The organism is Oligoflexus sp. (genome assembly GCF_035638955.1).
Classification (GTDB): domain Bacteria; phylum Bdellovibrionota_B; class Oligoflexia; order Oligoflexales; family Oligoflexaceae; genus Oligoflexus.
The window spans coordinates 56,484-78,458 of the sequence record NZ_DASQYZ010000132.1 but is presented as its reverse complement, the minus strand read 5'-3'; the positions used below and the strand labels follow the sequence as shown (position 1 = coordinate 78,458).

Sequence of the window (21,975 nt, the reverse complement as noted above, 5' to 3'; positions counted from 1 at the left end):
CGGGCACGGTTTTTAAGAGATTGACAAGGCGGCTGGCACCCGTTAGAAAAGGTGCTCCTGCACGGGATTGTAGCTCAGTTGGTTAGAGCGCTACGTTGACATCGTAGAGGTCCCCAGTTCGAGTCTGGGCAGTCCCACCATCAGGATCTCGCAAGAGAAACAAAAAAGCGAAGCTGTTTGGCTTCGCTTTTTTGTTTTCTATGAAAGACGAACAGTGCCCTCAGGCAAACAAGGATTCCGCAAAATCCCGCGCCGAAAACTCTTTCAAATCCTTCGCCTTCTCACCCACTCCAATATAACGAATCGGGAGTTTGAACTTCTGCTTGATGCCGATGATCACACCGCCCTTGGCTGTGCCGTCCAGTTTGGTGACCACCAGGCCGCTCAATTGCACGAGCTCACCAAAAGCCTTCACCTGCTGCACTGCATTCTGTCCCGTCGTGGCATCGATGACCAGCCACGTCTCATGCGGTGCACTGGGCATTTCCTTGGCAATGACGCGCTTCACTTTCGCCAGTTCGTCCATCAGTTCCGTTTTATTATGCAAACGCCCGGCGGTATCAATCAATAGAACATCCACCCCACGCGCTTTTGCAGCCTTGACCGCATCAAACGCGACGGAAGCCGGATCCGCGCCTTGCTGATGTTTGATGACAGGAACATTCAAACGATCACCCCAAACCTGAAGCTGCTCAATGGCGGCAGCCCGAAAGGTATCACCAGCACAAAGCAGAACCGACTTGCCTTCAGCCACGTAACGCGCGGCGAGTTTGCCGATGCTGGTCGTCTTGCCGACCCCATTCACACCGACCACCAGAATCACAAAAGGCCCTTCGGCGGGCGTATTCAAGGCCGCATCTTCCATGCCCTGCAAGGAAGCTGTGACGGCTTGTTTGAGTTCAGCCGAGATCACCGACCATTCCGGGGCTGCACTCTGGCCGCCGAATCGTTTGCGTAAAATATCCACCAGGTAATCGGCCGTTTCCACGCCCAGGTCACTGCGAAACAGCACCTCATGCACCTGCTCCAGGGTCTGCTCATCGAGTTTCTGGCCGCCAAGCAATCGAGAAAGATTATCTTTCAAGTGCGTCCGTGTTTTACTCAAACCCTGACGCAAACGCTGCAGCCAGGATGCCTGATCATCCGCGCGAATTTCGGCCAGCTCGGCAGCTTCTGTCGGAACCTCCAAAGCCACTTCCCGGCGGGCTTCCGGGATGGCAGGAGCCTCAGCAGGTGGCTCCTCGGTACGAGGTGGGATCGGCTGTCCCATGAACCGCCTTAGAAAGAAAAAGGCGATCACCACGGCGATGAATACGATGGCCGATGCCACCCAATCCCAGGGCAGGCCAGCGATCGTTTCAACAGGACTCGTCTCAGCATATAAGGTTGGTATGAAATTCAGCATCAGTCGAAATCCTATCATTCCATTTTTTGTTCGCACGACAGACGGCGAAAGGGCGTTTCATACTAGCGGGAAATGGGTTAAAACTGTAGCACGAATCAAGTTTCCGGAGCTTTCATGACCAGGGTTTTGTTTGTACTGCTCATCCTTGGCTGGGCGATGATGCCTTCTGGTGGGAACGCCCAGGAAGTGGCCGAGCCCTTGGTACGCCCGGAATTGCCCAAAGAGTGGAGCCGAGCCGTACGGGGTTTTCGGCGGGAACACAATTTTTCCGTCAGTTACGGCCTGGTCACCAGTCGCTGGAAGGGTCATCTCACCGACGACGCCAATATATTTTCCTTTTCGAACGAAGGTCATCAGGCGCGGATCTCTTATTCCTTTCATCTGCCTCTGATGGGCCGATTTGGTTATTACCTCGGTACGCAGACCAGCGTGCTCGTAGCCGCGTCATCGCGTGATAGCAAAGGCGGTGAGATCAGCTACGGCCTTCCAGGACTTAATGTCGGCGTTATCCTGAATCTCTCGGATCGCGTGCGCGTCGCATCGGGTCTGGAGCTGGGTTGGCATCGCATTGAGAAACTTGGTCTGCCAGAAAGCTTTGAACGCAAACGCATCAGTGTCACGGGTGAGACACGGACCTGGAATGGACAGGTCGATTATTTCTATGAACTTTCCTGGGCCGTTCAACTTACTTACGAGGCTTCAGAACTTAATTACGCACCGGCAGAAAGTTTGTCGCTGCATAAAGTCTCGCGGAGCTGGAGTCTCGGGATTCTTAAACATCTGATCTAGGCCTCTCTAAGCTGGCACAATTCATGTATTATTGCTGGGTCCGAAGTGTCGTTCATATTGGGCCAGGAGGGGCCGAAGGTATGAGTATGTTCAAGCTAGTGGCAAGGATCCAGCTAGAGAAATTTTGCTGGGAGGCTTCATGCGAGCCCTGATTGCCACAACTCTGAGTCTTACACTTGCTGCCTGTGGCACAGCCCAAAACCGTCGTTCGATCGAAGAGGATCGAAATGCCAACGCCACAGCCAAACAACAGGCTGAGGGCCCTTTTCATAGCCTTACAGGCTGGACTGAAAAAGTCAGCTTCTATATCGATGACACCACTCCCGATACTGTCGTCGAAGCCGCGATTCAGGCTGGCGAGTCATGGAATGATGCGATGGGCCGCGAAGTCCTGACCTTTGTCGGGATCGCAAAAATGCCTCGCGGTGATGAACTTTATTCCAGTCTCGATGATACGATGACCATGGTTTATTACGAAAAGAATTGGAAATCATCGACTGGCAAGGCTGATACAACACTGGCAACAACTGTCTGGGAAAATGCCAACGGTTCAGACCGCATCGTCAAGGGTGATATCATTCTGAATGGTGAAACATATCATTTCTGCGATGCGATGAAGTCCACCGAATATCTGGGTGAAGATCAGGACATCGTGGATGCTGAAACGGTTCTCTTGCATGAGTTTGGCCATTTGCTGGGCCTGGACCATGTGGAAGTGGACGACGATCCTGATTCCGTGATGCATGCCAAGACTTATATTGGTCCCAACATGAGCTTCCGCTCGCTGAGCACAGGCGACGTTCATAACATTCGTCAAGTCTACGACTAAGCCGGGCTCCAACTCTGCCTCCAATCTGCCGACAAGCAAACCAGGAGGACAACCCATGTCGAAAACCGCTAAGTCCAAAGAACGTGGATCTGCTGACGAACTTGAAATCCTGCGCGAAATTATCAAGAATGATCCTTTCCTGCTGGAGCGGGTCCTGACCAAAATCAGGGAAGTTCGCGATGCATCTGGCCGTAACCTTGCGGACGTGGTGGCCGAGAAAAAAGGCGCCAAGCGTGAGGAAGAGCGACGTAAAGGATCAGGGACTTGAAGTTTTTTCGGTTTATTTGTTATCTGTTCCCAATCATCAGCGCCTGTCAGCACACCGCTTCTGTGAACGAGGTGCGTGTGACGGAACAAAGTCGTCGCGAGCGACCCGACTGGGTCACCGTCGATCATGCCAATGTTGTGAAATCCGGCGATATTATCGAGTATCATAGCGTGAAGACCAAGGTCATTGACCTGCCGCTTGGTCTGAAGCAGGCCGAGGCTTCGGCTTTGAATGATACAAGGCTGCAGCTTCAGAATGAAATTGTTCTCTTTTGGAAAAAAGATAAATTATTTCAAAATCTTGAGCCATCCGATCGCGGCGTGGTTACGCAGCAGCTGGAAAAACTTTTGGAAACCCGCGTGACCCGGGATTTGATCCGTGACATCTACTACGAGAAGATTTCCGACCCAAATGCCGCAGCGGCGCTTCAGAATACCTACAACATTCATGTGCTCGTCGAGCTGAAAAGTTCGACTCTCCAGGGCCTCCTGGGGGATTTGCGCAAGTATTGTCGCAATAGCCTGCGTCAGGGTTTGATCAAACTCGCCCAGAGTGATCAGGTCTTTTCTACTCTGCCATGAAATCTGCAAAGGCATCGAGGCCCGGCTCCAGGAACCGCCTGGGATAAGCGCTTGCGTTTCCGGCTGGCCCTCTGCAGAATGTTTTCCACTCGCGTCCCCAACGGCGTTGGTCGACTATAGGCTGGATTTCATTGCATGGCCGAACCTAGTATCATGTCCACTTTCATGGCGCCTCTCTGGTGGATCCAAGCCTTCGAGCTGGCCTTGCAGCTGCGCCGATTGGAAGCCGACCCCTACAGCATGAGCATGGCCGCCGGTCTGAGCCCCGCTTTGACCGATGCCGAACTGAGCGCCCTGCTGGTTCTCATGCAGCAGGCCCAGCAGCAGATTCTCCAAGGCCAAAAATGGCTGCATCTCAGTCCAGACAATTTGCAAAAAAATCTCGCGGGCCATGGTCGCACGCGATCGTTCCTCTTTCTTCGTGTCCTCCAGATCCTACGCAGCATGCAGGTTTATCCTGCAGCGACCCAGGAACAGTTTGAGCCCGTGCCGCTCTTTGATCGCGAGGAACGTCGTCGCGATGCGCAGGGCTCGTGGAAAACGGTCTTCCGTCCGGCTCCGATGGCGGCTGAGCTGCTGTTGGGTTACGGCGAGCCTTATGCAGAACTGGCACGATTGCTTGATGGCAAGCCGCGTGTGCATCGACTCCTGGGACGCAGCCAACCCTTGCCTTTGCGTCCCTCGGTCTGGCTTGACCTCGTTCAGCTCGAACAGTTTGTTTTTCTGCAGCTGCAGAAGGCGACGCTCTGGGAAAAGAGTAGTTTCCGTTGGGACTCGGTCTTTGGTCGATCGTTTGAGAATATGTTCAATGGTCTCTCGCTGCCTGTGCCGCGTGAGCCACCGGAAAACTGGAGCCCCTTTCGCCAGAAAATGCGGCTCCTGACCAAGGTCGGTCGCAAGCTGATGGACCATGGCGTTCTGAAAAATCCGCAGGAACTCGACTACCTCGCCGTGGAGCAGGACAGCGATCCTTTGCTCGTGGTCTGGCAGATGAATGATACCGAGCTGCGCGAAGGCGAGATGCAGGCGTACGAACAGCGTTGCGCCCGCTATTTCCGCGAGCATACGATGGATCCGGTGATCAAGAAAATTACGCCGATCATGGCTCCTTCCAGCGGTCTTTCCACGGAAGCGTGTCTTCAGCTCTGGCGCGAACTCGATGACGCCGAGCGTGCTCAACCGGTTGGGTACATGGTCATCGAAGGCAATCTTCTGCTGAGTTACACGACCCTCTTTTATGAATGGACGCTTCGTCAGAAGGCCACCGACATTCTACGTTTACCAGGCTGGCTCGCAGAAAGCGCCGCCGTGCATGAATTGAATGCGCCGAAGAAAAGTCTGAATGATCGACTGCAAGCCTTTGCCCGCATTCTCAATGATCACTCCACCTATGCGCGTGATATGGAAACCCTGGCTCGGGCCAGCCTTGCGGCGCCGGTGTCCTGGCGTCAGCGTGAAGTGCTGGAATTCCTGGCTTCGCATAGTTTGAAGAGTCACTTGACCCGTGACGCCGCCGAGGCGGATGAGAGCTCAAGACGGGCGGCTCCAGCACGGAATCTCGCGCCGCCAGCGGTTGCGGCCGTGGCTGCGACCCGTAAGGCTATGCCCGACACGGATTTGCGTCGACAGGCTAACGAAGAGCTGCAGAAGATGCGTGATAAGGACCCCAAACGCTATCAGGGCCTGAAGCAACTTTATCTGGATAATCTGGAACTGGAAAAGAAGCAGATCATTCTGGAAATGAAAGAACGGATGCAGCCGCAGGCCTTTGATGATCATCTCAAGTATAGTCTGGTGAAGTATATGGTGGAAAACCCTCGTAGCTGGCAGATAGGCGAGGGCGCAGCGCTTTGATTCAGGCTGAATGCAGGTAGCCATTGACGATGGCCAACAGCTGCTCTTTTTGCACAGGTTTGACGAGGAAGGCATTCACGCCCAGATCCTTGGCCTGCGTCAGGGCATCGGAACCTGTTTCTGTCGTCAGCATACAGATGGGAATATGCTGGTAGGCCTTGACCTTCTTGAGCTCTGCAATCATTTCAAGACCGCTCATCCAGGGCATGTTGATATCGGTAAAGATCAAACCTGTATCGGGATGGTCGTGCAGCTTGCTGAGTCCATCCTTGCCGTCACCGGCTTCAATCACCTGCAGATTCAATCCCGCCAGATGGCTCACAACCAGGCGGCGAGCCGTGACAGAATCGTCGACCACAAGGATTTTTTTGCTCATCGTTTTATGTCCATACTTCGCAGTTGTTTAATAATACCAGTTTAGCTGTGTGGATCAAGGCCATCCCACCGAGCCAGCGCTGCCGAACATTCTGGCCTTTTGGGGCACGTCCTTAGGGAACAAAAAAGGCCTCGGTGAGAGCTGTGTAACGGCCATCCGCACGAAGCTGAAATCCCTTCAGTGCCCGATTGACCACAGCGAACTGGTCTTCGTGCCAGAGGAAAATATAAGGCAAATCCTTATCCAGAAGCATCTGCGCTTCCTGGTAGATCCTGATCCTTTGGTCCTGACTGCTGGTTATTTTACCCTTTTCCAGGACTTCGTCCAATTTGGGATTGCTGTATCGGCCTCGATTGTCACCACGTGGCGGAAAACTGCGGGTGGCGAACGCGTGACGATACATATCCGGATCTGTTCCGCCGTCCCAGGTCAAACTCCAAAGCTGCACCCGACCGGCGTCCAGATCCTGTTTGAGGCGACGCCATTCCACAGGTTCGACCACGATCTTAATGCCGATTTTTTTAACCTGCGCGGCGATGGCTTTCGCGATGCTGATGCTGGTGATATCGGTGGTGGTCTTGTAATTCAACGCAAGACGCGTCTCGCCTTTTTTCGTGAGCCCCGCGTCGTCCAAAATCTTTTCGGCCAAGGACAAATCCAGGGGTCTTGGTTTCAGCTCCTGATTCAAGAAAGGCGAGTGCGGTGGCAGCAGGGTGGTCGCTGGGGTCGCCATCCCACCCAGGATCATGCTTATGATTTCGTCCCGATTGATGGCATGGGCGATGGCCTCGCGGACGGCTGCCTGGCCTGCGAGTCCATCACGCAGGTTAAAACCAAGATAGGTCGTGTTCAAACCAGGACGCTTCAGAACCTCGAGCTGGGGATTTTTTTTGGCAATCTCTTTCAAACCAGGCAAACTGATTCCGTTCTGCACGAGATCGAGTTCACCCGCCTGCAGCTGCGCAAGGCGAATCTTTTCATCGAGACTGAACCGGATTTCGATCTGCTTTAATCGCAGTTTTGGCGAGCCGGCATAATGCGGGTTCTCTTTCAAAATGATGCTATTCCATTCGTGGCTTTTCATGTGATATGGACCACAGCTAGGACTTTGAATAGGATCAATGGTTCGGGTTTTGGCAAGTTTTGCCGGAAGAATACCAACGACAAGATTACCGATGAAACTCGCATCCGGTTCGTGCAAGGTGAACGAAACCGTTTCGCCTTGCGCCTGCACGGCTGTGACCTGTTGGAAGGAGCGGCTGCGAGCCAGCGCTTTGTCGGTGACCAGTGCATGATAGATGGCTGCAACATCGTTCGCAGTGACCGCGCTGCCATCGCTAAATTTCACGCCCGCTTTCACAGTGACTTCAAGAATTTTGGGTGATTTCCATTGGGGATCTTTCGCCGCAAGCCCTGGAATCAGCTGGCCGTCTGCATCCCGCTGCATGAGGCTGCAATGGATGAGGTCTTCGATGGAACGGGAATTCTCGTCCACAGTTTGACGGGGATCGACGGTGCGAATGGAATCATGGAGCGCGAGTCGCAGATGGGTCCGTTCTGTAGCCTGCAGGGCAAGGCCCGGCACACATACGCCGAGCGCCACGCTCCAGGTTTTGAGGGTGGAACCACATGGGGGGCGGCTGCGCATATTTACCTCTTTTAAATTCCATTCTGCACCTTATGGTACACAAATTGGCAAAATTAAGGGAGAATTTGTCCCTGGACCTCGGCCGGTGACGGGACAAATAACACTTGTGAAGGGCCAGGACCTCTCGCTATAATTTCCGGTAAACCTTGACAAAAATCGGTGCGCGCGCTCATGATGAACAGAATCGCTCAAGTTTTCTCCCCAAATGTTCGATGATTACCCTTGACGAGAGGCGGCCTGCTAAGGCAGAGGATATTGTACACAAGGATTGCCATTTCTCCGGAAGGGTTCCATGAACCCGTGCAAGCCCCTACAAAAGTAATGAGATAGCGTTCCGCCAGACATATGTTTGGTTCCCAGTCGCTAACCGATAATCCCAGGGTAACAAAACCAGGATTTCGGACTCATAGCCCGGCGTGGCATGGATCCTGATTTTTCGTACTGCATGATCCCAATTTTTTTCAATTCACCCGTATACCAACACGGGTCCCGTTTATAACGTTTGGAGATAGAATCGAATGGCGGAAAAGGTGAAAGCTAAAAAGGCCAAGGCCCCAAGCAAGAAAGCCAGTCCCAAAACTCGTAAGAGTGAAACCGCATCAAAGCAGGAAGAGGAGACGGCTCCGGTGATCAAACGTAACAAAACCGGCAAAATTCTCGCCAAGTCCGCCCAGGAATCTGTCCCCGAAGAAATCGAGACCATGGAATCCGACGAGGAAACCGAAGAACTGCCACCGCTGGAGCAAAAATTCACGGCTTCTGAATCGGTGATCATCCGCGATAATTCCATCATCAAAGCCCAGGCGCCAGCCGTCGCTGCTGGTGAGAGCAATGAGCAGCTGCGCGTAAAACTCTCCAAAACCCTGGTCAGAAAACTGCGTGAGCAGGCTGCTGATGAAGGTGTCACTCTTGATGAATTCGTCACCGAGCTTCTGTCCGAAGGCGTTGTTCTGCGGGCGTGGGAAATTGTTGAGCGGAAGAATCAGATGAAAGGCGGCGCGCCCATAGGGAACAACCGTGGCAACGGTCCCAACGCGCAGCAGAACCGCAACGGACAGAATAATCAAGGCCAACGTGGCAACAAAGGCCATCGTGGAATGAATCACAGCCGTTATCAGACGATCATGGAAGACAAGGGTGCTTTCATGGAATATGTACGCGGGCAGGAACGCAATCGGCGGTAAAGAAGTCTTGGAACCGGCTCCCAAGGAAGCCGGTCAGTAGTGGAGGAGAGGTCTACTAAGAGACACTCACCTCCGTGCTACTAGTGCAGTCGAACAACACCACAGCACCACCTCCTTTCCTAAGCATTTAGCTTATAGGACCATTTCAAACCGCGGTTCGTCCGCATGGCCAGAGGGTCCTATTTTTGATATTAGCATCATTTTTTGTGGGCTTGGAAGCCGACCGGATGACGTGGGTCGCTTTTTTTTGGAAAGTCGTCCTCAAAGCTTCACAAAGAATTGGTCCCGATAGAACCGCAGCTCGTTGATGCTCTCACGAATATCATCCAGGGCGCGGTGCTGATTGGTTTTGGCTGGTGCCGCAGGTCCGCCTGGATACCAGCGTTTGACCAATTCCTTGATGGTGCTGACGTCGATCATGCGGTAATGCAAATACTCATTCACTTGCGGCATGTGGTTCATGAGGAACATACGATCCTGGGCAATGGAATTGCCGCAGAGTGGTGATTGCCTTGGGCCAACATGTTGCTTGAGAAAATTCAAAACGTCTGCTTCGGCTTCCTGCAAGGCGACCTGTGAGGCGATCACAGCCTGCCAAAGACCAGATTTTGTGTGATGTTCCTGGTTCCAGTTATCCATCTTCGCAAACAGTTCAGCGGGCTGGCGAACAATCAGCTGAGGTCCTTCCGCGACGATTTCCAGATCCTTGTTGGTCAGCAATACGGCGACTTCAAGGACAACATCCGTCGTTGGATTCAGGCCGGACATTTCCATGTCCACCCATACCAGCAGGTTGTCCTGTTTATCTGCCATGGCTCCTCCCTGAGTTTCTGCGCATCCATTGTCGTTGCGGCTGCATGGCAGGCTAACCGCCTTGACCCTCTTGCGAGAGAGTTGACAATTTTTATCGATTTATCATGGTTCCGAATCTATCATAAGTCCACCCGCTAAGAAAGCCGGGAAGCCTTAACACTCTACCTGAGGAGCTCGAAAATCTCTATGGCGACGACCACCCAACCACAGACGCTTGCGAAATGGAAGCATTGGCTCGCAGCGGCCTGTCTTCTTTCTCTTGGTTTCATGAACAGCCAGGCGATGGCAGAGCCAGCCTTTAAGATTAACGGTAAAGCTTATGCGGTCGAAGATCTCGCCAGAGACCATCAGGGCAAGTTCTACGAGATCGAACAGAAGCGTTATGAATTGATCTCGGAACTTGCGCGCGAAAAATACTTGGATGAGTTCTGGCAAGGTCTTGCTGACAAAGGCAAAGTCAGTGTGGAAAAGGCACGCAATGATTATCTCGATGCACGGACCAAGGTCTCGGATGGCGACATCAAGGAAGCCATGGACCAGTTCAAGGATTATCCGGCGTTGAAAGACAAAAGCGATGCTGAAAAGAAAAAGATGATCACGGACTATCTGAAGAGCAAGAAAGCTCAGGACGTGTTCCAGAACATCCTGGCCGAAGGTATTGCCAAGAAGCAGCTTGAAATTCAGTATCCAGAACCCAAAGAGCCGGTCTTCAAACTCACACTGAACGATGCTGATCCCATTAAATACGGCCCCAATGCCAAAGACACCAAGCCTGTGGGCTGCAACGGTAACGCGTGCCCGATCACGATCATCGAGTACTCGGAATTCCAGTGTCCTTTCTGCGAGCGCGTCCAGCCGACGGTGAAACGCATCATGAAGGATTATCAGGGCAAGATCCGTTGGGCCGTTCGCGATTTCCCGCTGGGCTTCCACAACCGGGCGAAACCCGCTGCCATCGCTTCGCACTGCGCCAAGGATCAGGGCAAATTCTGGGAAATGTATGAAGAACTCTTCAAGAACCAGAAGAACCTGAGCGATGCCGACTTCAAAAAATATGCGACGACCATTGGTCTCGACATGAAAAAGTTTGAAGCGTGTACCAGTAACCCAGCGAAACAGCTGGAAGTTATCGAGAACAACATCCGTTCGGCTGAAAAGGTGGGTGTCACTGGAACCCCCGCTTACTTCGTGAACGGCCGCCGCCTGTCGGGGGCTCTGCCATACGAAGAGTTCAAGAAAGTCATCGAGAGCGAACTCGCTAAAAAGTAAGGATTTTTCGCCCTGCTTGGGCGTAAAGGCCTCAAGAAAATTACCCTCGAGCCGATACTCCATAAGTCATTGGACCGTCGTGCGAGAGGGTTTTTTCATGTCCGCATCCGCTCAGCAGAACAGAGAAAGTCGCAAGGTCAAGCGCGTACGGCTGGAACGTCCTATGCGTGTCGTAATCGCCTCCATTGGCGCCCAGATTCGTTATGAGACCTCAGCCCGCGATATTTCGCACACCGGATTTTTTCTCGAATTTGACAGTCCGAATCGTTTCCCCTTCAATCAGTCGAGCATTCTCGAAGTCTGGGCCGAACTGGAGCCGGATTGCGCGATCTTTTTTAATGGAAAGATGGCCCGGCTGGTCGGCAAGGAAAATGCCGTGGTGCAGGATACAGAAGCCGGAATAGCCATCAAAATCGTGCAGATCGATCGTGACAACGAAAAAATTTTGCAGGATTTCATCACCCGCAAGACCAGTGATAATCCGGGGTCAGCTGCATGAAAATCCTCGTGTTCCCCGCGGCGCTGTTTCTGGTTCTTGGCCTTGCTCAAAGGGCCGCGGCGACCACGCCCCCTAAACAAAAGCTCTCCCTCGCACGCGTCACCACCAACCAGGTGATCCCACGCGATACGCTCCGGGCTGGCCAGGATATCGAACTCCGGAAAGTTCAGGCCATGCTCAGCGGACAACGCCCCAAAAAATCGACCAACACCGACCAGCGCCGCTGATTCAGGGTTTCTCTGGACGCAGACTGCCGAATTGTTTAGAGTTAGTGATATGCATCACTTCCCCGGCGGATATCCAGAAAGAGGGCAGCAATGGACTGGAAGGCCATCAAAATACCAGACGGCAGCAAATTATTTAAAATTCACCGTTTCAATTTTCTGCACCAGGGCGTTAACTATCTCTTCGAGATAAACGAACTGGGTCCCAATATGTGGATCGGTCATGGTGAACATGCGACCGACCAAAGCAGTGTCATTCCCACTGTCAATGGCGCAAGCCTTGAAGAAACACTCAATAAGTTGATCAGTCAGGTCAACAAACGCGGATGAGGGCAGGCCGTGAAGCTCGGAATTGAAGTACTGGCAGCTGCACCCAATGCAGCTCAAGCCTGGGGCCGCTGTGCCCTTCTTTGCAATCAGGCCTCTGTCACGCAAAGTTTCAAATCGTCGTGGGATTTGCTGCGTGACCTTTTGGGGTCCAGGCTGGTGGCATTCTTTGGGCCGCAGCATGGTTTCCATGCCACGGTCCAGGATAATATGATTGAAACCGGCCACGCGCATGCTGGTCCTTTTGGTTTGCCCGTCTTTAGCCTCTATTCTGAAACCCGCGAACCCAAGCCGGAGATGCTCGACGGCATCGACACCATCATCGTTGATCTGCAGATCGTGGGTTGCCGGGTCTATACCTTCAAATACACGATTGCCGGATGCCTGCGGATCGCCAGGAAACTGGGCAAGCGGGTGGTGGTGCTGGATCGTCCCAATCCTCTGGGGGGCGAAGCCATGGAAGGGCGCGTCCTGGATGCCGGGGCCCGTTCCTTTGTGGGTGAATATGCGATTCCCCTGCGGCATGGCCTGAGCGTGGCGGAATCGGCCCGCTTTTTCAATGCCGAGATCGGTGCAGACTTGCAGGTGATCCCTATGGAAAGCTGGAATCCAGCCGCCTATTGGGGTGAATACTATAAGCATTGGATCCTGACGTCACCCAACCTGCCGACTATCGATCCTGTTTATGCCTATCCCGCCACAGTGATGCTGGAGGGTACCAATCTCTCGGAAGGTCGCGGCACGGGTCTGCCCTTTCAGTTTGTAGGGGCGCCCTACATCAAGGATGGGGCTCAGTACGCCTCGCGCGTTTTGGATTACTACCGAAGTGCTGGTTTTTATTTGCGTCCCGCGGAATTTCAACCGACGTCCCAGAAATGGGCGGGTGAGGTCTGTCGCGGTTTTCAGATTCACGTGCTGGATCCCCGGCAGCTGCACACGTTCCCCTTGGGCCTGGCGATCATGCGCGCGGCCATGGACCTGGCGCCTCAGGGTTTTGCGTGGAAGCAGCCGCCCTATGAATATGATTTCGTCAATCTGCCAATTGATCTGATCCTGGGACACCTCAAGGCGCATGATCACATGACCACCAACTTCAGCCTCAAAGATCCCTTCTGGGCCGAAGGCCTGACGGAATTTCAGAAGAAGACGGAAAAGGTCCTGATGTACCCCCGCGAACTCAAGCCCATGCTGGCCGATTAATCCGCAAAAAAACAAAGCCCCGACAGCAAGGTCGGGGCAAAATCAATCGATGAACATCAATATCAGGGTCGACCAGCCGTCACGGGATTGGTGCTGGTCAGGCTTTGGAATTGTTCCGTCACGCGAATGCTGCTGAAGTCCTTGTCCAGGCGGGCGGTCTGCTGCAGCCTGGGATCGAGGCCAATGGCGGCTTTCAAGGAGCCCAAGGCTTCGTTGGTTCGGCCTAGGATCGCCAGCACACAGGCTTCATTATAACGGGCCGTGGCATCCTGCGGATCCAGTTTGGAGGCTTCATTAAAGATAGCCAGAGCCTTATCCAACTGATGCATACGATAGTAGGTTAAACCGAGGCCGTTGTAGAATTCGCTACGCTCCGGATCCAAAAGGATGGCGGATGAGAAGGATTCGATGGCGCGATCATGCAGCGACAGCCGCTCGGAGAGGACTTCGCCCTGCAGAGCATAAAGATAGCTCGAACTGGAAAGTACAGGCCGTAGATCATCGAGCAGACCCACGAAATCTATCAGCCGTTGATGCTTCTCATAGGCCCGGTGCGAGAAGGCGACCCATTCCATGGGGTTCTTCGCCATCGTAATGGCTTCCGCAAAAAGTTTGCGAGCTTCATCAGGCTTGCGACCATCCTGCAGTTGCAGACTGGCCATATGCGCTAGAACCAGGGTCCGTCGGCTGACATCCAACCCTTTATGCTCCAGTATTTCAGACAGGATTTTGTGCGCTTCCTTGGGCTTATTCAATTGGCTATAGAGTATGATGCCATCGTTGATAAAGGCTTCCGTTAAATCCGCATGAGTTTTCTGCAGTTGCGCATAAATCTGATGCGCTTCCAGATACTTTTGATTATCGCTGAGAGCGATAGCGAGGCTCAAATCAAACAGCTCATGAGGATAACGCTCGCGCCAGACGCGAAGGTCTCCAATTAAATCTTCGCCGTGGGAATGCGATTGCATGGTGGCGATCACATAGGGGATGACGATATTGCGAGCCTGGGCATCGGCTTTCATACTGCGATCGAAATGCTTCAACACTACCGATTCCGTCGTCTGACCGGTCAGCAGCTGGCCGCGCAGAAAATCCACGCGCCAGGACTCCCGCATGGGAACCTTGCTATCACCTTCCAAAATGGACAGCGCATTGTCTGTATACCCCATCAGATCCAAAACCTGGGCCGACACGATATAGCCATACTCTTCGCGTGGGCTCAGCTCCATGGCCTGCTGTCCCAATTCCGAAGCCTGCTTGAGGTAGCGGAGTTGCGAAGGGCTCTGTTTGAATTCCTTCAGATAGAGTTCAGCCAAAAGATAATGACCGTAGGCTGAATACGGGTTCTCCTGAACCAAGCGCGCAGCAGCCTTTTCCAGGGTATCCAGCTGATCGCTTTCAGCGAGCCAGACCGATTCTTCCAGGGTTTTTTGTTGAGGTATCGTAGGAGGCGAGGGAGGCAAGGCGAGGGCGAAACTGGGGAGGAGGAGAAGGGCTGAAGCCAGGAAAATCCTGCCGTAGCCGCCGTCGCCCGATTTCGAGCAGAAATCACGGCACACCTTGATGCCAGGTCCTGGTATCCGTTCCCAACTCATAAACACCTCAGTGCTCTTTTGCCAAATGCTCCAAATAACTCTTCGGCGGTTTTGGCTTTTCTTTGAGTCTTTTTTGCAACTTCCTCCCCCTAACCCCATTACATCAATAAAGTTAAATCCTTACGATCGATCATAATTCCGCAAAAAAACACCCTACCGAGCCTCTTTTGCCCAGCACCTAAACAAAATTTCCTAGTTGTCGATAGGTCTCCTAGGAGAAGCAGCACATGATGGACTGGAAAAAAATGTTGCAATACGCATTATGGCCCATCTTGAGTCTGGCGTTTTATTTCGCTTTGCATTCAGAGCGGGGTGTGCTGAGCCGGGAGGGTCAAAAACCCTTCAACTTCATGACGTTCAAGGCTATTGGTGAACGTGAATCACCAGCCATGACACGGTCGGGTCAAGGCGCTGATGCCTCTGATCGACTTGAAGTTTCGGAATCCTTGCTGATCGATTCGATCATCACGATTGTCCAAAACTATTATGTCGATGAACCGCGCGTTGAAAATCGTCAGCTGATGGAATCCACGCTAAGATCCCTGCATGAGAACGATCAAGCCCTTCTCACCGTGAATAACGATCGTTCCCTGCGTTTGACCAAAGGCTCTGATTCGCTTGGATTTCGCTTCAGTTCTCGATATACATACGATGACCTGATGCGTGATGCCTTACGCACCAGCCAGTTTCTCGAACGGCAAAGACCACGTGAAAAATCGCGTAAAACGCCTTCCGGCGCCTTTCAATTTCTTTCGGCCATGCTTGCGAGCCTGGACCCTCATAGCAATCTTCTGACTCCGGATGAATACCGTGACCTCCGTCAGGGAACAGAAGGTTCGTTCGGTGGACTGGGTGTGGTGGTTGGTATTCAGGATGATGTCCTGACCGTGATCAAACCCTTGCCCAAAAGCCCCGCGGCACGTGCCGGTGTGTCCAAGTTCGATCGCATCATGCAGATCGATGGCAAAAGTACCTTCGGAACCACTCTGGATGATCTCGTGCAGTACATGCGTGGCGAACCGGGAACCAAGGTCAATCTGTTTGTTCTGCGCGAAGGTGATTTTGCGCCACGCCGTCTCTCGCTGACCCGGGAAATTATCCAAGTGGATTCCGTGGAATCCAAACTGCTGCCGACTGAAAAAGGCAAAATCCTGTACTCCTATATCGATAGCTTTTCCTCGCGCACGGCTTTGGAATTGCGTGATGCCATGATTCGGGCCCAACGCGATGCCGATCCTCTGGCCGGTGTAATTTTGGATATGCGTGGCAATCCTGGTGGTCTTTTGGATCAGGCCGTGAAAGTCGCGGATCTATTCATCGATGAAGGCCGTATTCTGTCCACCCAGGGTCGCAGCCGTGAATATGAAATGGCCAAAAATAACCTTTATCGCTTTGACTATCCGCTGGTGATTCTGACCAACGGTGACACGGCCTCGGCCAGTGAAATCGTGGCCGGTGCCTTGCGCGATCATGGTCGGGCCCTCGTGATCGGTGAACCCAGCTTTGGCAAAGGATCGGTGCAAACTGTCTTTGAACTGCCCGGTGAACAGGCCTTGAAGTTGACCATAGCCCGCTATTTTACGCCCAAAGGCATCTCCATTCAGAACACAGGCATCATGCCTGACATCTGGCTGCAGCCGGTGCATAAGACCAAGGATAACTGGAATCTTTTGGGTGACTATCGCTATAAGAGCGAACGTTACCTGGATCATAGTCTGGATCATGGCAAGGCCCGTATTGCCAACCAGCACGAAGAATGGAAAGCCTTCTATCTTTTGCCGGAAGTGAATCCTGCAGCCAGCAAGGTGCCGCCCAAGGATATTCCGCTCGACTTCGCTCAAAAGCTTTTAACCGAGCTGGCCCAGCGTGATGGTGTGCCGATGCCTAAAGAACGCCTGCGTTCCAGTTATTGGAAAGCCAGCGTGTCCCAGTTCCTCCGGGAAAACCTGGAAAAACTCGACGGCACGACGGAACAATGGCTGGAATCAAAATCCAATGTCGACTGGGCTGAAACCGCTCAGGAACGCATCGCCTTTGACGCCCGACGCCTCAAGTTCACGATCGATCTCGAGGACCGTTTTGAGATTCAGGAAGGTCAGCCGGCTTTGATCCCTTGGCGAGTTAAAAACCTGGGCAAGGAAGCGATCACACGTCTTTCCGTGTTCGTCTCCAGCAATCGCAACAATCTCGGAACATCAGAAGTCTTGATTGGTCGTGTCGAACCTGGCCAGGAATTGCGCGGCGTCATTCGCTATGAAATCAAAATGAGCGCCAAGGAAGGTCCGGTACGGATTCGGGTCGGCCTGGCTCGCAGTGGTGGTCCTTTGGCTAGTCTGGAACGACCTCTGAGTGTTGAAATCAAGGCAGGTGAAGTGCCTCGCTTTGATATCGCCTTGAAGCTGACCCAGGAAACCGGTGGCCAGACGGCAGGCATCCTCGAAGGCGGGGAGCAGGCGCGGCTTGAAGTTACGATTCGCAACAATTCCCAGGTTACGGCCAGCATGGTCGAAGCCAAGGTTGCCAACCTTGCCGGCAAACAGATCAAGGTCGATGAAAGAAAATTCAAAGTGGGTCCAGTGGAACCAGGAGAGGTCCGCGTGATACGTGTGCCGATTCAGGCTGCGCTGGAACTCACGTCAGAACAGTTACAAGTGGGTGTGTCTGTCGTGAGTCGTGAGCAAATGGATGCGAGTCGATCTCACTTCTTTATTTCCGGAAGTCCGGCCCCCCGAGTCTCGAAGTCGAACGTGAATACAGGAAGAAGCCCATGGACGGAAAATTGAACATCCTGCTCATCATTGGCAAGAGCCAGAATCTGCGGGCCTTTGACCTGCTGGAGCCTCTGGCGGAAGTTCACAGCATTCGTGCAGCCACGTTCCTCCATGCGCTTCGCAAGACCATCTATACGTCCAAACTTTCCCTCCAAAGTTTTCTAGAAGACCAGCACCTGCCTGGTTATATGCTCGGCCTGGAAGATGAACTGGCTCGTGCCGATCTGGTGATTGCGTCGGGCTTTATCGATCAGTCCACCCAGCAGGCCTTGCGCTATTGCCACCAGCATCAGAAATCGCTGCTGGTTTTTTCCAGCGATCCCATGGATTTGAAGTGGGCCATGGATCATGATCAACCGGCTCTGGATGATCTTTTGAAATTTGCCAGCGGCTTTCTTGTGTACAGTGAAGAAGCCAGTGAATCGCTGAATTTTGTGGGCGTTGAGAATGATCGCATCCTGTGTCTGGCGCCGCGTATTCACACGCGTCGCATGGATTTTCAACCGAAGAATCGTGAGCGCTTCCGCACGTATATCAAGCTGCCGAGTGAAAGTTATCTGATCAGCTGCTGTGATCCCTTGGCTCATGACAGTGGAGCGCGCAATCTGCTTTTCGCGCTGAAGTATTTAACTGACCATAACCAGGACCTTGCGTCTCAGATGCGCCTGCTCTTTACCGGGAGCGGCGAAAACAAGGAAGCCCTGAAATACCTGGCTGTCGATCTTGGGCTGGCGAAACAGCTGCTCTTCATCGCTCAGGACACCAGTCCCTTTCAAAAGGACCTTTATAGCGCCACGGATCTGGCGATCTCGTGGATTCCCAAGTCGGATATGGAAAGCGCCCACGCCTCGTTCTGGATACTGGAAGCGATGGCCTGTGGAGCTCGACCGCTGGTCAGCTCCTATCATCCGCTGGCCGAGGTTCTGGCTCCTGCCTTCACCGTCGAGCAAAACGATTATGTAACGCTGGCCCGTGAACTGCAGAAGGTCTTTGAAGATCGAGAACTGCCGGCGTATAGCCGCCAGGCTCTCGTGGAACAATGTCGGTATCAATTCGATGCAGCCGATACCGCGCCGCATGTGGAGGCCTTTATTGCAAAACTGGCAGCGAAGACGCCTCAGGGTACATTTGTTGGACTCAATCAGGATTTTTATGTGCTCCTCGAACGTCTGAAGCGTGAATCCGGCAGTGTTGCTTTCGAAGACCTGGTTCCTTTGATCGATGAAGGCCTGCAAACATGGTCCTGGCATCCCGAGTTTCGAGCGCAGTTGCAGCTCTTCAAGGGGCATCTCCTGCTGAAAAATAATGACCTTGATGGTGCCATGAACTGCTTTGAGCTCTGCACCGCTGATGAATGCGTGCACCGCGAGGCCTATCTTGGCCTGGCGCGTATCGCTTATCTGACCTATGCGGCTGAAGAGGCTCTGTCCTTCTATCGCAAGGCTCTGGCGATCAAACCCAATGACCCTGAATCGATGGCGGGTCTCGGCCAGGTTTATCGCAAAACCGGCATGCCTGATGATGCCGTGTACTGGCTCGGACGAAGCCTCAGCGTCGATACTGAGAATCAGTCCACGCTCTTTGCTTTGACGCAGGCCTGCCTGGAATGTGTGGATATGGATAGAGCCATTGATGTGCTGGAACAGCTCATCAGTATCATGGGTGAAAAAGGACCGGTGGTGATGGCCTTGGGGCAGCTCTATTACAAGGTCGGGGAATGTGAGAGGGGTCGGATTCTGGTCGATCAGGCTCTTTTGCTGACCGATCAAAAGCCTTACAAACTCCTGAAGGTCTCAAACGCTGGTTGAACCAAATCCGCCCTGGCGTAGCCCGCCAACCGGAAGATTCAATCGTCCCACCAGGTTCAAAGCCATCTGAGCGATGCGATCGCCCTTTTGAATAGCAAAGGGCTCGCTGCCAAGATTCAGCAGCAAAACCCCGATTTCATCACGATAATCCGCATCAATGGTGCCCACGCCGTTAGCCAGCATGATACCGTTTTTGCGAGCCAGTCCGGAGCGCGCGCGAATTTGCAGCTCGGGGATAAATCCCTCGGGAACCTTGGACCATTCCACTTCGGAAATCCAAACGCCCGACGCGACACAACCCACCTTGCCGGGTTCAATCACCAGAGCCTCACGTGCCACCAGATCAGCGGCAGCGCTATGCTCGGTCATGTAACGCGGTGTGCAATCTTCATGAAAACGAAATTGGAACATGACTCACCCTTAAACGGTGGGACGTTTGCCCAAAGCATCCTTGCGGCTCAGCTTGATCTTGCCCTGGCGATCGACGTCGATCACTTTGACCAGAACCTGCTCGCCTTCGTTGACGATATCCGTCACGCGATCGACTTTACGGTTTTCCAATTGCGAGATGTGCAGCAGCCCTTCCAGGCCAGGACGCAGCTCAACAAAGGCGCCGAAGTCGACAACTTTTTTGATCGTACCGAGGTAGATCGCACCAACTTCAGGATCGGCGGTGATGGCACGAATCGCTTGCTTGGCGCGTTCAGCCGAGGCGCCATCCGGAGCCATGATATTAACCATGCCGTTGTCGCTGATATCGATCTTGACCTGCAGATCCGCCACCAGTTTCTTGATGGTTTTGCCGCCGGGGCCGATCAGATCGCGGATTTTGTCTTCCTTGATCTTGATTTCAAAGATCTGTGGTGCAAACTGACTCAACTCTGCGGGCTCGTTGATCGTGGCCACGAGTTTTTTCAGGATGAACTGACGAGCGTCTTTCGCCTGAGCCAGAGCTTCGGCGAGGATCTTTTTATTCAAACCCGAAATCTTGATATCCATCTGCAGAGCTGTGATGCCTTCCTGGCCGCCAGTGACTTTAAAGTCCATGTCGCCCAGGTGATCTTCGTCGCCGAGGATATCGGAGAGAACCGCGTACTTATCACCTTCCATCACCAGACCCATGGCAATACCGGCCACAGGTTGTTTGATGGGCACACCAGCATCAAGCAAAGCCATGGTGCCCGCGCAAACGGTCGCCATCGACGATGAACCGTTCGATTCCAGAACTTCGGAAACCAAACGAATGGTGTAGTTGAATTTGTTGGAATCTGGAAGGATCCCTTCCAGAGCCTTATAAGCCAATGCACCGTGACCGACCTCGCGGCGACCAGGAGCACGCATAGGCTTGGCTTCACCGACCGAGAAGGGTGGAAAGTTATAGTGCAGCATGAAGCTTTTCTTAAAGTTGGCTTGCAGGATGGAATCCATCCGCTGCTCATCATCGGCCGATCCCAGCGTAACAGTCGCCAAAGCCTGGGTCTCGCCGCGGGTGAAGAGAGCCGAACCGTGGGTTCTTTTCAGAACCTTGGTTTCGCAGGTGATCTGACGGATATCGGTGAACGAACGGCCGTCGATCCGCTTGCGATCGTCCAAAATCATCTTGCGCATGGAAACATAAACCAGTTTCTCATAAGCCGCGCTCAAAGCCCGGCCGCGCGCTGTCTCACCATCAGGGTTAAGGTCACTGATGATTTTATCTTTAAGCGATTTCAGACCTTTAACCCGGTCTTGCTTGACGCGGATTTGCAGGGCTTCGCGAGCCAGGCCTTCAAGGTGCTGCACTTCAGCATAAACAGTGTCAGCCAGTGTGTTGCCGCTCAAAGTACGTTTGGGTTTGCCGATTTCTTTTTGCACGGCCTTTTGCATCTCGAAGAGAGGACGCATGGCTTCATGAGCGAAGGTAATCGCTTCGATCATCTCATCTTCCGAGAGGAAATTGGCGGCGGCTTCCACCATCAAAACAGCGTCCGGATTGGCGGCGAGAGTCAGATCGAGGTCGCCTTCATCACCCAGGACAGGGTCAAGAATAAGCTGCCCATCTTTTTTGCCAACTCGAATGGAAGCGACAGGACCATTGAATGGGATATCGCTGATCATCAAAGCTGTGCTCGCGCCGACCATAGCCAAAGTTGCTGGATGATGCAGGGGATCCACTGACATCACCGTACAGACAACTTGAGTTTCGCATAGGTATTCTTCAGGAAAGGAGGGGCGTAAGGGGCGGTCAATCACGCGGGCTGTAAGAACTTCGGCTTCACTTGGCTTCGTTTCCCTCTTAACAAACCCACCAGGGATTCGTCCGGCCGCGTAAAACTTTTCTATGTAGTCGACGCTGAGTGGGAAGAAGTCCTGCCCTTCCTTGGGGGTCTCTGAGGCACATACGGTCACCAGGACCTGGGTGTCGCCACAGCTGACCATGACGGAGCCATTGGCTTGTTTCGCAAACTTTTGGAATTCGAAACATATAGTTTTGTCGCCGACTTTGGCTTCCTTGATTAGGGACATCTTAAGCAAACTCCGAAAAAAATTGGCAGC

20 protein-coding genes and 1 tRNA gene are annotated in these 21,975 nt (G+C 53.1%); 14 read left to right on the top strand and 7 right to left on the bottom strand.

All coding sequences use genetic code 11. The annotated features are described in order from the left end of the window. The first annotated feature begins 63 nt into the window (after positions 1-63). Positions 64-140, top strand: a tRNA-Val gene (locus tag VE954_RS13385). Between the two features lie 80 nt (positions 141-220). On the opposite strand, the gene ftsY is transcribed toward VE954_RS13385, so the two are convergent. Next, positions 221-1,405: a signal recognition particle-docking protein FtsY gene (gene ftsY / locus VE954_RS13380; protein ID WP_324953506.1), complete on the bottom strand. Its 1,185-nt coding sequence runs from the start codon at positions 1,403-1,405 to the stop codon at positions 221-223. 114 nt (positions 1,406-1,519) lie between these two features. On the opposite strand from ftsY, the gene VE954_RS13375 reads away from it, so the two are divergent. The 5 genes from VE954_RS13375 (at position 1,520) to VE954_RS13355 (ending at position 5,726) form a co-directional block, all read left to right on the top strand. After that, positions 1,520-2,194: a hypothetical protein gene (locus VE954_RS13375; protein WP_324953504.1), complete on the top strand. Its 675-nt coding sequence runs from the start codon at positions 1,520-1,522 to the stop codon at positions 2,192-2,194. 139 nt (positions 2,195-2,333) lie between these two features. Further along, positions 2,334-3,023, top strand: a complete 690-nt coding sequence (locus VE954_RS13370; RefSeq protein WP_324953502.1) for a matrixin family metalloprotease — start codon at positions 2,334-2,336, stop codon at positions 3,021-3,023. A gap of 55 nt (positions 3,024-3,078) precedes the next feature. Beyond that, positions 3,079-3,291 carry a hypothetical protein gene (locus VE954_RS13365; RefSeq protein WP_324953500.1) on the top strand — a complete coding sequence of 71 codons (213 nt, stop codon included), beginning with the start codon at positions 3,079-3,081 and terminating at the stop codon, positions 3,289-3,291. Further along, entirely contained in the window at positions 3,288-3,872 is a 585-nt protein-coding gene (locus VE954_RS13360) for a hypothetical protein (RefSeq protein ID WP_324953498.1), read from the top strand. Before VE954_RS13365 ends, VE954_RS13360 begins: the two co-directional genes overlap by 4 nt. 135 nt (positions 3,873-4,007) lie before the next feature. After that, positions 4,008-5,726, top strand: a complete 1,719-nt coding sequence (locus VE954_RS13355; protein ID WP_324953496.1) for a hypothetical protein — start codon at positions 4,008-4,010, stop codon at positions 5,724-5,726. Between the two features lies 1 nt (position 5,727). Here the strand turns inward: VE954_RS13355 and VE954_RS13350 are convergent, their stop codons facing one another. Further along, positions 5,728-6,102 (bottom strand): response regulator, encoded by a 375-nt coding sequence (locus tag VE954_RS13350; RefSeq protein ID WP_324953494.1) that lies wholly within the window; start codon positions 6,100-6,102, stop codon positions 5,728-5,730. A gap of 112 nt (positions 6,103-6,214) precedes the next feature. Then, positions 6,215-7,750: an ABC transporter substrate-binding protein gene (locus VE954_RS13345; protein ID WP_324953492.1), complete on the bottom strand. Its 1,536-nt coding sequence runs from the start codon at positions 7,748-7,750 to the stop codon at positions 6,215-6,217. 518 nt (positions 7,751-8,268) lie between these two features. Between VE954_RS13345 and VE954_RS13340 the strand changes: the two genes are divergently transcribed. Then, positions 8,269-8,934, top strand: coding sequence for a hypothetical protein (locus tag VE954_RS13340; protein ID WP_324953490.1), 666 nt, complete (start codon positions 8,269-8,271; stop codon positions 8,932-8,934). Positions 8,935-9,195: 261 nt separating this feature from the next. Here VE954_RS13340 and orn read toward each other — a convergent pair whose 3' ends face one another. Continuing rightward, positions 9,196-9,747: an oligoribonuclease gene (gene orn / locus VE954_RS13335; protein WP_324953489.1), complete on the bottom strand. Its 552-nt coding sequence runs from the start codon at positions 9,745-9,747 to the stop codon at positions 9,196-9,198. Positions 9,748-9,933: 186 nt separating this feature from the next. Here orn and VE954_RS13330 point away from each other — a divergent pair, with 186 nt between their 5' ends. The 5 genes from VE954_RS13330 (at position 9,934) to VE954_RS13310 (ending at position 13,266) form a co-directional block, all read left to right on the top strand. Next, positions 9,934-11,016, top strand: a complete 1,083-nt coding sequence (locus tag VE954_RS13330) for a DsbA family protein (RefSeq protein WP_324953487.1) — start codon at positions 9,934-9,936, stop codon at positions 11,014-11,016. Positions 11,017-11,113: 97 nt separating this feature from the next. Next, the gene (locus VE954_RS13325; RefSeq protein ID WP_324953484.1) at positions 11,114-11,515 is read left to right on the top strand and encodes a PilZ domain-containing protein; all 402 of its coding nucleotides are present in this window, start codon (positions 11,114-11,116) and stop codon (positions 11,513-11,515) included. After that, complete coding sequence (locus VE954_RS13320; protein ID WP_324953482.1) at positions 11,512-11,742, top strand: hypothetical protein; 231 nt, start codon at positions 11,512-11,514, stop codon at positions 11,740-11,742. Before VE954_RS13325 ends, VE954_RS13320 begins: the two co-directional genes overlap by 4 nt. 90 nt (positions 11,743-11,832) lie before the next feature. Beyond that, a complete protein-coding gene (locus tag VE954_RS13315) occupies positions 11,833-12,069 on the top strand; it encodes a hypothetical protein (RefSeq protein WP_324953480.1) in 237 nt (78 codons plus the stop codon). Between the two features lie 9 nt (positions 12,070-12,078). After that, on the top strand, positions 12,079-13,266 hold the full coding sequence (locus VE954_RS13310) for a DUF1343 domain-containing protein (RefSeq protein ID WP_324953478.1): 1,188 nt from the start codon (positions 12,079-12,081) through the stop codon (positions 13,264-13,266). 62 nt (positions 13,267-13,328) lie between these two features. Here the strand turns inward: VE954_RS13310 and VE954_RS13305 are convergent, their stop codons facing one another. Then, a complete protein-coding gene (locus tag VE954_RS13305; RefSeq protein WP_324953475.1) occupies positions 13,329-14,861 on the bottom strand; it encodes a tetratricopeptide repeat protein in 1,533 nt (510 codons plus the stop codon). Between the two features lie 227 nt (positions 14,862-15,088). Here VE954_RS13305 and VE954_RS13300 point away from each other — a divergent pair, with 227 nt between their 5' ends. Next, positions 15,089-17,644, top strand: coding sequence for a S41 family peptidase (locus tag VE954_RS13300; RefSeq protein WP_324953473.1), 2,556 nt, complete (start codon positions 15,089-15,091; stop codon positions 17,642-17,644). Then, the gene (locus VE954_RS13295) at positions 17,629-19,440 is read left to right on the top strand and encodes a tetratricopeptide repeat protein (protein WP_324953471.1); all 1,812 of its coding nucleotides are present in this window, start codon (positions 17,629-17,631) and stop codon (positions 19,438-19,440) included. Before VE954_RS13300 ends, VE954_RS13295 begins: the two co-directional genes overlap by 16 nt. Here the strand turns inward: VE954_RS13295 and dut are convergent. Together dut and VE954_RS13285 are read right to left on the bottom strand one after the other, a co-directional pair. Continuing rightward, positions 19,426-19,851: a dUTP diphosphatase gene (gene dut, locus VE954_RS13290; RefSeq protein ID WP_324953469.1), complete on the bottom strand. Its 426-nt coding sequence runs from the start codon at positions 19,849-19,851 to the stop codon at positions 19,426-19,428. The two genes, VE954_RS13295 and dut, sit on opposite strands and share 15 nt — an antisense overlap. Before the next feature lie 9 nt (positions 19,852-19,860). Further along, on the bottom strand, positions 19,861-21,936 hold the full coding sequence (locus tag VE954_RS13285; RefSeq protein WP_414699003.1) for a polyribonucleotide nucleotidyltransferase: 2,076 nt from the start codon (positions 21,934-21,936) through the stop codon (positions 19,861-19,863). Positions 21,937-21,975: the final 39 nt, after the last annotated feature.